Annotated in this window: 17 protein-coding genes; 10 read left to right on the plus strand and 7 right to left on the minus strand. The window is 69.4% G+C overall.

Going from position 1 to position 12912, the window contains the following annotated elements:
- Nucleotides 1-189 precede the first annotated feature (189 nt).
- Nucleotides 190-1020, minus strand: coding sequence for a helix-turn-helix transcriptional regulator (locus ACZ7JA_RS35340; RefSeq protein WP_470812489.1), 831 nt, complete (start codon nucleotides 1018-1020; stop codon nucleotides 190-192).
- A 186-nt stretch (nucleotides 1021-1206) separates the two neighbouring features.
- Here ACZ7JA_RS35340 and ACZ7JA_RS35345 point away from each other — a divergent pair, with 186 nt between their 5' ends.
- The gene (locus ACZ7JA_RS35345) at nucleotides 1207-2205 is read left to right on the plus strand and encodes an aldo/keto reductase (RefSeq protein ID WP_470812491.1); all 999 of its coding nucleotides are present in this window, start codon (nucleotides 1207-1209) and stop codon (nucleotides 2203-2205) included.
- A 474-nt stretch (nucleotides 2206-2679) separates the two neighbouring features.
- Here the strand turns inward: ACZ7JA_RS35345 and ACZ7JA_RS35350 are convergent, their stop codons facing one another.
- The 4 genes from ACZ7JA_RS35350 to ACZ7JA_RS35365 all read right to left on the minus strand — a co-directional run bounded on the left by ACZ7JA_RS35350 (nucleotide 2680) and on the right by ACZ7JA_RS35365 (nucleotide 5373).
- On the minus strand, nucleotides 2680-3429 hold the full coding sequence (locus ACZ7JA_RS35350; protein ID WP_450752785.1) for a hypothetical protein: 750 nt from the start codon (nucleotides 3427-3429) through the stop codon (nucleotides 2680-2682).
- 556 nt (nucleotides 3430-3985) lie between these two features.
- Nucleotides 3986-4138, minus strand: a complete 153-nt coding sequence (locus tag ACZ7JA_RS35355; RefSeq protein WP_450752784.1) for a hypothetical protein — start codon at nucleotides 4136-4138, stop codon at nucleotides 3986-3988.
- Nucleotides 4135-4293 (minus strand): hypothetical protein, encoded by a 159-nt coding sequence (locus ACZ7JA_RS35360; protein WP_450752783.1) that lies wholly within the window; start codon nucleotides 4291-4293, stop codon nucleotides 4135-4137. The genes ACZ7JA_RS35355 and ACZ7JA_RS35360 overlap by 4 nt, the downstream gene beginning before the upstream one ends.
- A gap of 57 nt (nucleotides 4294-4350) precedes the next feature.
- Nucleotides 4351-5373, minus strand: a complete 1023-nt coding sequence (locus ACZ7JA_RS35365) for a hypothetical protein (protein ID WP_450752781.1) — start codon at nucleotides 5371-5373, stop codon at nucleotides 4351-4353.
- Between the two features lie 145 nt (nucleotides 5374-5518).
- Here ACZ7JA_RS35365 and ACZ7JA_RS35370 point away from each other — a divergent pair, with 145 nt between their 5' ends.
- The 4 genes from ACZ7JA_RS35370 (at nucleotide 5519) to ACZ7JA_RS35385 (ending at nucleotide 7712) form a co-directional block, all read left to right on the plus strand.
- On the plus strand, nucleotides 5519-5725 hold the full coding sequence (locus ACZ7JA_RS35370; protein WP_450752779.1) for a hypothetical protein: 207 nt from the start codon (nucleotides 5519-5521) through the stop codon (nucleotides 5723-5725).
- Nucleotides 5726-6420: 695 nt separating this feature from the next.
- The gene (locus ACZ7JA_RS35375) at nucleotides 6421-7017 is read left to right on the plus strand and encodes an NUDIX hydrolase (RefSeq protein ID WP_450752777.1); all 597 of its coding nucleotides are present in this window, start codon (nucleotides 6421-6423) and stop codon (nucleotides 7015-7017) included.
- Nucleotides 7018-7243: 226 nt separating this feature from the next.
- The gene (locus tag ACZ7JA_RS35380) at nucleotides 7244-7480 is read left to right on the plus strand and encodes a hypothetical protein (protein WP_450752775.1); all 237 of its coding nucleotides are present in this window, start codon (nucleotides 7244-7246) and stop codon (nucleotides 7478-7480) included.
- Nucleotides 7481-7574: 94 nt separating this feature from the next.
- On the plus strand, nucleotides 7575-7712 hold the full coding sequence (locus ACZ7JA_RS35385) for a GntR family transcriptional regulator (protein ID WP_450752773.1): 138 nt from the start codon (nucleotides 7575-7577) through the stop codon (nucleotides 7710-7712).
- A 5-nt stretch (nucleotides 7713-7717) separates the two neighbouring features.
- Here ACZ7JA_RS35385 and ACZ7JA_RS35390 read toward each other — a convergent pair whose 3' ends face one another.
- The gene (locus ACZ7JA_RS35390) at nucleotides 7718-8293 is read right to left on the minus strand and encodes a hypothetical protein (protein ID WP_470812495.1); all 576 of its coding nucleotides are present in this window, start codon (nucleotides 8291-8293) and stop codon (nucleotides 7718-7720) included.
- A 148-nt stretch (nucleotides 8294-8441) separates the two neighbouring features.
- Between ACZ7JA_RS35390 and ACZ7JA_RS35395 the strand changes: the two genes are divergently transcribed.
- Entirely contained in the window at nucleotides 8442-8570 is a 129-nt protein-coding gene (locus ACZ7JA_RS35395) for a hypothetical protein (RefSeq protein WP_470812497.1), read from the plus strand.
- A gap of 47 nt (nucleotides 8571-8617) precedes the next feature.
- Here the strand turns inward: ACZ7JA_RS35395 and ACZ7JA_RS35400 are convergent, their stop codons facing one another.
- A complete protein-coding gene (locus tag ACZ7JA_RS35400) occupies nucleotides 8618-8806 on the minus strand; it encodes a hypothetical protein (RefSeq protein ID WP_383022812.1) in 189 nt (62 codons plus the stop codon).
- 1113 nt (nucleotides 8807-9919) lie between these two features.
- Here ACZ7JA_RS35400 and ACZ7JA_RS35405 point away from each other — a divergent pair.
- From ACZ7JA_RS35405 to ACZ7JA_RS35420, 4 genes are all read left to right on the plus strand, one after another.
- On the plus strand, nucleotides 9920-10282 hold the full coding sequence (locus tag ACZ7JA_RS35405) for a helix-turn-helix domain-containing protein (protein ID WP_470812500.1): 363 nt from the start codon (nucleotides 9920-9922) through the stop codon (nucleotides 10280-10282).
- Nucleotides 10192-10515 carry a hypothetical protein gene (locus ACZ7JA_RS35410; RefSeq protein ID WP_450752787.1) on the plus strand — a complete coding sequence of 108 codons (324 nt, stop codon included), beginning with the start codon at nucleotides 10192-10194 and terminating at the stop codon, nucleotides 10513-10515. The genes ACZ7JA_RS35405 and ACZ7JA_RS35410 overlap by 91 nt, the downstream gene beginning before the upstream one ends.
- Nucleotides 10516-10832: 317 nt before the next feature.
- The gene (locus tag ACZ7JA_RS35415; protein WP_470812502.1) at nucleotides 10833-12119 is read left to right on the plus strand and encodes an MFS transporter; all 1287 of its coding nucleotides are present in this window, start codon (nucleotides 10833-10835) and stop codon (nucleotides 12117-12119) included.
- Between the two features lie 380 nt (nucleotides 12120-12499).
- Nucleotides 12500-12874: a hypothetical protein gene (locus ACZ7JA_RS35420; protein ID WP_470812504.1), complete on the plus strand. Its 375-nt coding sequence runs from the start codon at nucleotides 12500-12502 to the stop codon at nucleotides 12872-12874.
- The last annotated feature ends 38 nt before the right edge of the window (nucleotides 12875-12912 follow it).

A 12912-nucleotide genomic window follows, 5' to 3' on the forward strand; every position in this document is an offset into this window, starting at 1 on the left:
GGTGGACAGGGTGACGCGGGGGCCGTCGGGGCGTTTGTGGAGGCGGAGGATGTCGCGGCTGACGATGGTCACCGCTGGTCCGGCGGACAGGGCCTGGTCTTCGGTCTGCAGTCCGGGAGCGGGGGCGTTCACACCGCGTCGGCGGCGCGCTCCGAGCGGCACAGACCTCGAACCGGAAGAGACCCACGTTCAGCCGGCGAGCCTACGAAGGACGTCCTCGGATGGGGACCCGGGTTCGACGGTGTACACGCCGAGGGTCTGGTCGGACTCGCCCATGGGTGTGAAGGCTTCGAAGCCGAGCGTCAGGTCCCCTGCCAGCGGGTGCCGGTAGTGCTTGACACCGTGCCGGGGCAGATACACGTCGTGGTCCGACCACCACCGCCGGAAGTCCTTGTCGGCTGCGGAGAGATCGCTGACCAGCTGAGTGAGGCGGGGGTCGTGCGGATGATGACTGGCATACAGGCGCAGCATGCCGACGTTCTCGCGGGCGGTCTGAGGCCAGTCGACATAGAGCGTGCGAGCCGCGTCGTTGAGGAACATGTAGCGGGCCATGTTCGGCGTCCCGGGCGGGTGGGCGTCGAATTCCACGTACAAGGCGCGGGCCGGCCGATTCATGGCCAGAACATCCAGGCGGTGGCCGAGAAGCAGAGCCGGCATGTCAGCGATGTTTTCCAGCACGCGCAGCAGACCGGGGCGCGCTTGCTGGGCGGCCACGGGACGCGGCCGTTGCCGGGTGGCCTGGGCCAGAGCGAACAGATGGTCCCGTTCAGTCTCGTCGAGCTGTAGTACGCGGGCGACGGCATCCAGGACAGAGGCGGACACACTCGCGCAGCGCCCGCGCTCCAGGCGTACGTAGTAGTCGACGCTGACACCGGCCAGCTGCGCGACTTCCTCACGTCGTAGGCCGGGCACGCGGCGTGCGCCCGGGTGCGGGGCAAGGCCTGCCTGCTCCGGGGAGATGCGAGCCCGGCGGGTGCGCAGGAAGTCCCGCAGATCGGTCTCGGGCCGGTGCTCACTCACGCATCTCAGGCTAGCCGTGCGCACAGAGATCGTTCGGCTTTGAGAGGGGGGTCCGCTGGACCCCCGGCAGGCCGTCCCCCGGGACGAAGGCCCCTCTTCCTGGCCCTGCGCGGCCGGTGGTGCTCTGGATGCGTACCGGCCGGGCCAACCGGGGCCGGGACGGATCATCCACGAGCGGAGAACAGCATGCGACGAATCCACCTGGGGTCAGACGGTCTGACGGTGAGTGCCGAGGGACTGGGTTGTATGAGCATGAGCACGACCTACGGGCCGAGCGATCAGAAGGAGAGCCGGGCGACGCTGCGGCGTGCCGTCGAGCTGGGGGTGACGTTCTTCGACACCGCCGAGTCGTACGGGCTCGGCCACAACGAGCGTCTCGTGGGCCGCGCCCTGGCCCCGATCCGCGACGACGTCGCGATCGCGACCAAGGTCGGCTTCTCCTACGGCGAAGACGGCCGGATGATCGTGATCGACGGACGGCCTGTCGTGGACGGGCGCCCCGAACACATCGTGCGAGCCATCAAGGGATCGCTGGGGCGCCTCGGCACGGAACGCATCGACCTGGTGTACCTGCACCGGATCGACCCGACGGTGCCAATCGAGGAGACCATCGGGGCGATGGCTGACCTGGTGAAAGCCGGTCAGGTAGGCCACCTTGGTCTGTCCGAGGCGTCCGCGGCCACCATCCGGCGCGCCCACGCGGTGCATCCGATCACCGCAGTGCAGACCGAGTACTCACTGTTCGAGCGCGGCGTCGAAGCCAACGGTGTCCTCGCCACCGTGCACGAGCTCGGCATCGGGTTCGTGCCGTACTCCCCGCTGGGCCGCGGGCTACTCAGTGGCCGACTCAATGTGGAACAGCTGCATGCAAGCGATTTCCGAAACACTGATCCGCGTTTCCGCCCTGAGAACCTCGCCACAAACCTGCGGATCGTCGACGCCATCAGCCAGATCGCGGCGGACAAGTCCGTGACGCCGTCCCAGCTGGCCGTCGCCTGGACCATCGCCCAGGACGGGGTACCCATCCCGGGCACCCGTCGAGTGCGGTACCTCGAAGAGAACGTCGCGGCCGCGGATATCACCCTGTCCGCCCAGGAGATGGCGGCGCTCGACCAAGCCGCCCCCATCGGGGCAGCATCGGGTGACCGTTACGGCGCCGGGAACATGGAACTCCTCACACAGTGACCAGCCGGCCGGCAGGCGCCTAGCGCCGCTCCTCCCCCGCCGGGGATTCTAGGGTCACGGCGCCGACGCACTGGGTCCGGGTGTCCGGGTGGGCTTCGCAGCGTGTGGAGCCGCAGTGGCACCAGGCGTTGGCGCGGACGGTGGCCGCCTTCGCGTGCGCGGCCGCGTGCTGCGCGGCGAACCTGCGCAGCCGCCAGGTCTTTAGACCTGCCGGGCATCGTGCAGGCCGTGTTGCTGCAGGAGACGGTCGCGGAGCGGTCGGCGTAGCCGGTGAGGCGGACCGTCCAGGCCCGCCCCGGGACGCGCTCGATAGGGGTTGAGGTGCGCGGTCGTCACGCAGGGCTGTCCGTTCGTAGAGGAAGAGGTGCGGATCGCCCCGAGGGCAAAGGGATTGTTCACGCGACCGGGCACCGCACGCAGTACGGCGGGGTGCAGCGCGCCGCGCGGCAGCGTCCAGGATCTCGTTCAATGCGGTCATGCGCGTGTTCCGGGCGGCGCGTAGTGACGCAAGTAGTCACGTGCCTGAGGTTCCAGTCCGGACAGGTCATCGCCGTTGAGGGCATGCCAGAGACGGTTCTCGACCCAGAATCGATGCGCGAACTCCTCGAACGAAGGTGCACACCAGAGAATCGCGGCCCTTTGCTCCTCCGGGTTGTCGAGGTCGGTCTCTGTCTCTTCCCCGTCGCGCCGTGCCTCGTACTCGGACTCGTAGTCGAGGTAGGAGTGCACCACGAAGACCTCGCCCGAAGGGCGCAGGTAGAGGTACCAGATGACGCAGTCCTGTTGATCCCGCAGGAAGCGCACGAGGTAGGCGCCAGGCTCTACCGGGCTGGGCAGGGGCTTGGAGATGTCGGTCCAGCAACCGGTCACCGAGACATCGTCCAGCGAGCAGTGCAGCTTGGAGTCGGCCTGGAAGGTGGTGAAGTCCCGTGGCAGCGTCAAGCCCTTGGCCGCAAGGCTGCCTGCCAAACCGTTGAGCACCGTGACCTGTTCGGGAACAGGTTCGCCGGTACCGCCGAGCCATTGAAAGACGCCCATGAACTGGGTGGCTTCGACAGGCGGCAGGCTCTCGTAGGGGTAGTACCCGTAGGTGTAGCGGCAGGGCCGGTATTCACCCAGGTCGGTGGCACACCAAGCAGAGTCGAAGCCGACCGAGGACACGTCAGGCTCATCAGGCATCGGCCCCCCATTGATCACCGTGAGCGGAGTTGTCGGCGTCAGCATCGCACTGCCTACTGACACTCGCTGTGACGGGTGGGCCAGGCCCGCTCTCTCTCCTGCGCCTGGCCCGATGCCGTGGGCGGCGCCTTGCGAGATGGCTCGCGCGGCAGCGGTCATGGTTGTGCGTCGCGGGCGGCGGGCGAGTCTGAGGCGCATGGCGCGCCACAGTTCTCTCCGGATCGTGTTCGGACCCGTAGGCGGCGACGATCTTGGCGACCAGGACCTCGACTTCGGTGTTCCAGCCGAACTGCCGGTCGTATGCCTCACCGTGGGCCATCACCACCCATCCCAGCCGGGGCGGTCGGCACGGCGTATGACGGCCTTCTTCTGGTCTTGCTGCGCCATGAAACTGCTCTCCTGCCCCCCCCGTGATCACTTATCCACTGAAACACTTGTTTCAGTTAGATCGACAGCGCGGGTGCGCCCGCTCACGCCCCGCAGGCTGAGCCGAGCCCGACGAACACTCCGGTCCCGACACCGTCCGGACGTCGCCCGGAGTGCGTGAGTCCCGAAGTCTGTTACTTCGGGACTCCCAGACGGATCCGGGCCGGGCCGGGCACTACTTGAGCAGAAGGTGCAGGAGGCCCACCATGCCGACGCCGACCAGGAGGGCGACGCCCACGGCGGGGTGAAGCAGGGCGACATATGTGGTGGCCCCGTCGACCAAAAGCAGGAGCGCGGTACGCAGGTCGAGCCCGTTCCCGTTGTTCACCGGCCAGCCGCCTTTCGGGCGGCGGCATGGCCGTACAGGGCTTCGATCTCGCCGTGTGACGCTATGACCTTCGCGCGGGTACGCAGACGGGCCATGTGCCCTTCGGGCATCCGGGACGTCATCCCGAGCTCGGCGCCGATCGCCTTCTGGGTCATCTTTGACTCCCAGATCAGGCCTCAGATCGCCATGGCAACGGCACAATGCAACCAAGATCACGATTGCCTGAGCGAGGCATCGAGAGCTCTATCGGCCCTGTCCCACAGTTCAAGCAGTTCGAAGACTGTCTTTTGGTGACGCTCGCTGAGCCGAAGTACCGCCTCGCGGGAGGGAAAGCTGCATCCTTTGAGTACCTGCTCCCACATGCCTGCTGAGTATCCGGTTGCGTAGCTGAAGGCGTCCAGCGACAGGTTTCCTTCGTCCTTGATGCGGTGCAGCTCCTGGACCAAGTCGCGGACTTCGCGGGGAGCGGACAATGATCGCAGGTCGAAAGTGGCACCATTGGGGTGCCGCTGAGCTCGTGCAGGGCGACGAGGACTGGTCTGCTCGTCTCGGATGTCACCTGCGGTCTTGCTCTCGACTGTCCCGCCAGCATTCTCGGGGTTGTCCTGTTCCGCCTCTTCCAGCTGGCGTTCCAGGTCATGGCAGCGCTGTTCGTGGAACAGGCTGTGCTCCTTGGCACGCGCCAGTTCTTCTTTAAGGTCCGCTATCTCTGCCTTCAGCTGGTCGCGCTGCGTGCGAAGCGACTCTGCATCGTCCCGATACCAGGCGACGGCGTCAGCCGCCTCGGCCAGGGCGCGCCCGTGACCGGCCTCCAGCTCGCGCATCTGCAGTTCCAGGCCATTGATACGGTGTTGCCGGTCCTGCAACGCCTGCAGCAGCGTCTCCCGGTAGGCGTCCCACTGGCGCATTCGCCGATCATTGTCGGCCAGCTCGTCCTGCAGGAGCTGAATAGTGTGCTGCGGGGAGCCGCCGGCCTGCAGTGCCGTCCGGTGAAGCTCGCGGATGTGCTCGAGCGCTTCATCGGTCGGGCCTCCATGCCCCTGCGCGGCATCACTCAGTAGGTCCACGACAAACTCCCACGGGGGGACTCGCTTGCCGTTGAGATATCGCGAGATCGTTCCCGCGTCCCGGTGACGCCGCGCGGCATACCGGCGTACCGACATCTTCAGCCCGGCGAACACCGCACGCAGCGCCTCAGACAGCCTGCGGTTCTCCTCCGACAACTCTTCGTCCAACGGCTCCAGCGTGCTCGTGGCTCCCCCTCAGGTCTGTGCCGGCGTTGCCGGACCTCTCGGCAACATGCTGCCACTGCCGCAACACCCGAACCCTCTCGCAGCCTGAAAGTGCCGCAATGAGCAGCGCTTTCAAGGAGGGAACACCATGGACATCCGTACACGACGACTTGAGTTGATCGCATTCATCGCAGTCCTGGTCACCGGCGTTGTGCTGATCTGGCTGGGCATGCCACCCGACACTCTGGCCACCGTAGGAGTCGGCCTGTCCGATCTCTACAGCACGTGGCGCGGACACGCGAGCCACGCCAACCGTGCATCACAGCACACTCCACCCTCTGCCATGGGGAGTTGAGATGTCGCGGGGGGGCCGCACGGCGGGCTCGTCAGGGCGTACGCTGTGCGGGCGATGGGTGGCGGCACGGGGATGCCACTGGTGAGACAGCCCAACAGGGCATGCAGGCGGCTTCAACGCCGCTTCCCCTTCCACGGTCGGCGTCGGGCATCGGTCGCAGCCTCTGGTACGGCGTTCCCCCGCACCGGTCCGTCTCACGGGTCCGGCGGGCTGCACCGCTGCTCCCGCCCTGTCGACGACGGTGACGGCGCGGCAGCGGTCCCGCCGGTGGCTCCGCGACGTGGCCTCGCTCTCCCCCGCGGGCCGAATCCACCGGGCGCCAGCCGGTGCCTGGCGTGGTTGCAGTGCCCGGTCGGCAGGTAGGTCCGTCGGGCGGGAGGCGCAGCGGGGTTGGTCGGGGAGATCGTCCCGCCCGGCGGCGTGCTGGGTGTGCAGGCGGTCTGCGGCGGCTCAGGCGGGCGTAGACGGGGTGGCACCTGCTGCCGTGAGCAACCCGTATGGAGCCGATGACGTGAGCCCCCGCACCGCCCCGAACCCGCCGTATAGCGAGGGCACGGCCATCGGCCGGCAGCCGACCTCTTCCCAGGCCGATACACACGCGACCGTCGCAGAGCTCGCCGCCGGCCGGAGAGGTGCCGCGTGAAGGCCGCCGTGCCGCTGCGCCGCTCACCCTGCCCGCCGAGGTCGGTGACCGGATGGACCACACCCCCGAGTCCGCGTACGCGCATCTGCGTGACACCCGCCCCGCATGGTTCGCGAGTCCGTCCGGCGACGGTGCGATCGGCATCATGCGCTGGCCGATGACCGAGGGGCAGGCTCTGCACCGGGACGAGGACGGGCAACACCACCGACGGCTGCGGATCGTCCCCGCGCGGCCGGAGCCGTCGGTGGCCGTCCTCCCCCAGGTCGTACACGTCGACCGGTTCCGGCACGCGGCCGGCACCTGGCAGTGGGAGATCGTCAAAGGCGCCGGAGCCGCGGACATGGGCGACGCTCAGAACGCAGCCCGACAGTTGAAGGACCTGCTCGGGGGGAACGCCTCGGACGTGATCGGCCTGGGGCGGGTGCACCCGGACCCGACGGTCCTGGGCGAGGTGGTGATGCTGTACGCCGCACGCATCGACCGAGTGGGCGAGCTCGGGCACGGCACCGGGATCCGCCGGGCGCGCAGGGTCGCGTTCGCCGAGGCGGAGCAGATGGTGGCGACCGGTCAGATCATCGACGCGGTGACGATCGCCTCGCTGTTCCGGGCCCGGCAGGCGGGTCTCGGTGAAGAGGGCCCGGACGTGTGACAGGGGTGCAGGGACGTGACCGGCTGATGCGAGGGCGGCGGCGGGCGGGCGTCACCGCAGGGGGGCGGCCGCGACTGCTCGGGGTGGTGAGATGTCCCCGGGGAGGGAAAGCGATCACCAACGGCTCGCCGTGCTGCGCAAGCGCAGCACGGCACTGCCCCGGACGCCCACGTGCCGCCGGGTGCACCACCCGCGCTTGGTACTGAGTGCTGACAGGAGGCCGCATGTGACCGCCATACCCGAGGGCTGCGACTGGACCCGGATAAAGCGCGCCGACTTCGACGACTCCGCGCCGCTCAACCTGGTCGATGCGGCCGTGTGTCGGCCGGTGCCCGCCGTGCCCGACGAGTGCGGGACCCAGGCACTGTTCGGGAAGGACCCGAAGCCCCCGCGTCCGCGCCGCCCCCGCACGCCGGCCCCGGCATCCCTCGAGGACTCCGAGAGCACGGACACCTTGTTCTGAGTCAGGTTCTTCGAGCGCAGGCCCAAAAGACTCTGTGTGCTGGCACTTCCCCGGACCCGCCGCTGGTCAGCGTTGGCCGACGCCCGGCAGCCGGGTGCCGGGCATCGTCGAGCTGAGCGCCGAGTTCGGCATCGCCGCGTCGACGGCGCAGAAGGCCTTGGCGCACCTCCGGGAGACCGGAGAGGTGCGAACCGAGCTGGGCCTCGGCACATTCGTCGCCGACTCGAAGTAGGCCGGCTAACGTCGACGGCGGCGGATGGCCGCCAGCGCAGCCGCTTCACGCAGTGCGGCTTCAAGGCGTTCGTCGGCGGCCTTGGACTTCTCGATGGTCTCGGTGGCGACGGCCACGGCCGCGTTGATGTTCCGCTGCCTCCTCGGCCTGTCGCTCTCCGGACCTCTCTCCGTTAGAGCGAGTTGAATCCTCTGGATGCCGAGCAGTGACCTCAGGAACGCTTGATTCGAGTCTCGGTACGCCTGCACCAGCTCAGGCGTCGTGTAGAGCGTCAGCTTGGTGACGACCAGCCGGGACTGCTCGTCTTGGTGCCCCGGGTCGAGATCCTGAGGGCTCATGCCGCTGGGCAGCTCCCTCCGAGCCCAAGAGGTGTCGCGCGTGTTGCCGTGGGCGAGCATCTTCCGGTGGGCTTCCTCGATGGCGTCGGCTCGACGCTCCCAGATCTTGAACTCGCCCTCACGGTCACGAGTCGCGCGCTGGGTGAGGCTGGACGAGATCAAGGTGGCCACCGCGCCGATGACGGCCCCCAAAAACCCAGCACCGGTACTGATCAGAGCGAGGGCAACAGGTGTGATCGTCACGCCGTGAGCGTAGGCACGAACGAGGCCGTATGCGCGCGCTTCGACGCAGCTCTTACACATTGAGGTGTACGTCGGCGACGGGTGGCAGCGGGTCGTACGACTGGGCGACTACGAGCCGCCTGCGGACGGCAGTTGGGACGATGACCTGATGGCCGACCTTCGAACCTTCTTGGCGGCTAACCTCGGCCCGTTCTGGATCGAGACCGTGGACAACCCGCACGGCGTCCTGTTCGGACCCGGGGTGCCTCGGCTGTTCCGGCTAACCCCCGCCGCCTGACGGCGAGGCCCCGGAGAGCAGCGCGGCTCTCCGGGGCCTCCGCGCGTTCAGGCGGCTCCGCCTGACAGCACACCGAGCGCGCCCAGCACTGCGAGGGACAGTGTCATGACGCCGATGAACGCCCCGCCCCCGAAGAGAACAGCGTCACGGTGGCGTGCTCCTGGCTTGTGGCTCAGATAGCCCGCCAGGATGCCAAGGAGGGCGGAGAGCAGCGCGCAGATCACGACGATCAGCACCTTTACACCGAGAGGGAGATTCAACGGTCCGATTGCCTTTCCCGTGGCGCTCGGACCGGGTGTCAGACCTCAGCCCGACCGCCACGTGACACACGTGTGGTCTAGCTGAGGCCCACCGACGTCTGGGGCTCATTGGGGATGGCCTGGCCAGAGCCGCCGGGTAGCCGTTCTCCCTTTTGTGCTGGCACATATTGCGACGCACAGCCGCCGTGCGGCCGCTGACCTGAGACGTCGGACTCAAGCTCGCGATGTAACCCTGTGGGGCCGCTGGCCCCCTGCTACTGGCAACTCTACCCGAAATGAACCGTGTTGAAGGGGATACACCGTGGCGGGCGTCCCCGGGGGCCTCGTGCGGGCGGGTACGGCCGGACGCCCCGCGCGGGCACGAGAGGCCGCCGGAGACCCCACGGGAGGCCGGGACGACATATGCCCGCGTCCGGGCCCGGCCGCACGAACGCCGGAGGGGCACCCCGATATGGGGTGCCCCTCCGGTGAGAGACCGTTCACTCAGCTGCGGCCACGTGGGACCACCCAACCACGACGCTTACGGCTGACATAACAAACTCAACAATCTTCATGCCAACCTCCACCATGCGATTTGAAGTTATACGAACAATGGCGCTGCTCTTGCGGTAACTGCGGATGACCTTGGAAAACTCGTAGGTGTGCCAAAAAGCCATACCAACCGCAAGCGTGGTAGCCGGGATTGAACCGGCCGCAGCGACAGCTCAATGAACGCTCTCAAGTTCAAGTGTACCGGAAAGGCGCCGACTTGAACAGGGCGCACGTTCACCCCGGGAGATAGCCGGCCTAACGACGAGTGAGCCGCTTCACTACTTCTCGTGATTGCCGCGGAGACCCGTCGACCAGGTCAGGACGCTTGCTGCAACCGCAAGTCCGACGGGGATTGTGCCCGTGGGGACCTACATGGCCTACTGGGATCAGAACGGGCTCATAGCCGTCCGGCCCTCGCCTTCATCGGCGGGTGATTGCAACCGGGGAGCGGGGAGAAGCCTAGGAGCGGGCCGCAACATGACGGCCTGCGAGGGTGGACCGAATCGGGGCCACACCCGCGTTGATCGAGGCGCGAACGTTCCCTTTCGAGGAACTCCCATGCCCGCCCTGCATTTCGACCCTGCCGCCTTGCGGCGCATTCGTGAAGAACGCGGCCTGAGCCGCCAGCAGCTCGCCGACCGCGTCGGCCGTCACGTCTCCTCCGTCAACCGCTGGGAGTACGGAATCAAGACGCCGCTCCTGGACGGCATCGGCGAGCTGGCCGACGCCTTGGGCGTCGAGTACACCGAGCCAGCCAGAACGTGCACGGCCCGAGGTCGACAGGCGGCCCGAGCGTGGAAGGGCTGCGGGCCGCGAGGCGTGACGCAGGCGTGGCCGGGCGGTTCTTCTACCGGGAAGGCCGGACCCCGCTGGACTGGGCGGTGGTCCGGGGCGAGTCGGTCTTGGGCGACGGCACGATGACCGAGGACCAGGCCGCCGAGATCCGAAAGTCGTTCGGGATAGGAGCCGACCACCGGCACGCCCTCCAGGCCGCCGAGTCCCACGTGGATCGGCACGACCCGGTCACCGGCCACAAGATCCGGACCTACGGGGACGGCCGGGTCGTGGATCTGGACGCCGAGGAGAACCAGCCGGAGAGGTCGGCCCGGGTCGAGTACCCCCGGGTCTGGTACGGGGACGACCCGGCCGCGTAGCCGCAGCCAGATCGGTGCGCGGAACAGGCGTCAGCCCTCCCGTTCTGGGTGTCGCTCGTCTGGTCCGGACCCGGTCCGCCGGATCTTGCCGACCAGGCAACGCCGAGGTCTGCGAGATCCGGACCGGGTCCGCCCGATCTTGTCGACCTCGACCCCTACCGGCGCGGCGGACCCTCTGGCGCCCGCCGGACCGGGTCGCTACATTGATCCACATGTTCCTCCTCCTGGCGTAGAGCGCGCACCGGACCGCGAAGCCGATTACCGGCCCTCGTGTCCCTCGGTGTCCCCTCTCCCGCCTCCCGAAGAGGAACTTCCGCGTGTCCACGCACCCTTCGCGGCCCTCGTACGCCGCCGTTCTGCGCGTCCCGCACGCGCGCCGCACCTTCGCCGCGGCTCTCGCCGCGCGCCTGTCCTACGGCACCGTCTCCCTCGCCGTCCTGCTGTCCGTCACCCACGCCACCGGGTCCTACGCCGTCTCCGGCGCGGTCATGTCCCTGTTCGGGGCGACGTCGGTCTTCCTGATGCCCTTGCGGGCCGCGCTGATCGACCGGCACGGCCCCCGCCGGGCCCTGCCGGTCATGGCCGCGGTGTACGGCGTCCTGCTGTGCGCCCTGGCGGCCCTGACCTGGCGCCCCGGGGCGCCCGCGGCGGCCGTGGCCGGGGTGGCCGCCCTCGCCGGGGCGTGCGCGCCCCCGCTCGGTCCGACCATGCGCGCCCTGTGGGCCGATATCGTCCCCGACCGGGCCCTGCTGCAGCGCGCGTACAGCCTGGACGGGGTCGCCGAGGAACTGCTCTACGTCTCCGGTCCGGTCCTGGTCGGCGCGCTGGTCGGGCTCGCGCCGCCGGGCTCCGGAATCGTGCTGAGCGCGCTGCTGATCGTGGGCGGCACCTGCGCCTTCGTCATGTCCCCGGTGATGCCGGGTCCGCGCCCCGCGGCGGCGAAGGGCCGTCGCGCCGGTGCCCGGGGCCTGCTGCCCCCGGTCGCCGTGGCCCTCGGGGTCGGGCTGGCGCTCAGCGGGGTGGACCTGCTCGCGGCGGCCTTCACCGCCGAACGGTCCTACGACCCGGCGCTCGTGCCCTGGGTGCTGGGCGCGCTCTCCGCGGGCAGCGCGGCGGGCGGCCTGGTCAACGGGGCGGTGGCGTGGCGGGCTCCCGCGCGGATCCGGCTGTGCTGGTTCGCGGTGGGTCTCGGGGCGGTGGTTGCGGCCGCGGGCCTGGCGCCCGGGCTGTGGACGTTCTCGGGCGCCATGGCGCTCGCGGGGGCGTTCATCGCCCCGGCGCTGACGACGGCGTACCTCCTGGCCGACGAGAGCGCGGCCGAGGGGGCCCGGACGCAGGCCGGGGCCTGGGTGAACACGGCGGTCAACGCCGGGAGTTCGGGGGGGGGAGCGCTGGTGACCGGGCTGCTGATCGGCCGGTTCCCCCTGGCCGTGTGCTTCACGGCGGCCGGTGCCACCGCCCTCGCGGCGGCCCTGGCCGCGGCGCTCGGCGGGCGGTCACCCCTGCCCGCGTCCCGGCGGCGCGAAGGGGCCACCGTGGCCGCGGGTGGCGAGGGTGCCGGTGCCCGGACGGGGGCGGGGGAGGCTGCCGTCGGGGGCCGCTAGGTCATCTCCTCGAAGTCCCGTCGTCCGGCCCTGGGGCGCCGCCACCGTTCAGGGGCGCCCCCGCTGTCCCCTCAGGTGCTCGGCGATCGGCTTGGGCGCCTTGTCCAGCTCTCAACCCCGCGGGGGCCACCGTCGGCCTCCACGACATCGCCGAAGGCGCTCGCCTCCCTCGGTGGAGTGGGCCGCGTAAGCCGGCCCCGCGCCGGGGCCGGGGGCCGCCGAGTCACGAACCGGACCCTGGTCTCGTCCGCCTGGGCATCCCAGTCTTCGCGGCCTCTGTACCTCAACCGAACATCCTGCGTACCAGCGGCGTGCAGGGTGCGATCCCGCATGCCGTCGGTAGAGCCCCGCACCCTCCCACTCCCCCAACCGGCAGCCCGTTGCGCCCCTGCAGGCGTCACGCGCTGACGGCTGCTGAACGCGAACGCTGCCGACATCGCCAGGCCCGCGTCCTGCGCCGCGGCGAGCAGAAGCGGCTGTCCGAGCGCTTCGTCCCGCCCCTGGGGCAGTCGCTCGCATACCGCGTCGGCCCGCACAGGAAGCGGGCCGACGTCCGCGAGTCGGGCCAGGCCGGACGGGGGTCAGCGGGCCTGGGCGCGCGCTTCGTAGTGTTCCTGCAGCCGAAGCAGCATCGTGGGGCAGTACTCGGCGAGCGGCCGGTGCTGGTCCTCGTCCAGGACGAAGGCGACGGTGTGGACGCCGTCGTCTCCGCGGAGGACCGCGCGGGGCTGGGAGCGCGCAGGTTGGGCCAGTAGCGGCCGTGTGCGAACCCGGAGGCTGCCCTCCGGGCGGC

The sequence above is a fragment of the Streptomyces sp. NPDC038135 genome (assembly GCF_055601245.1).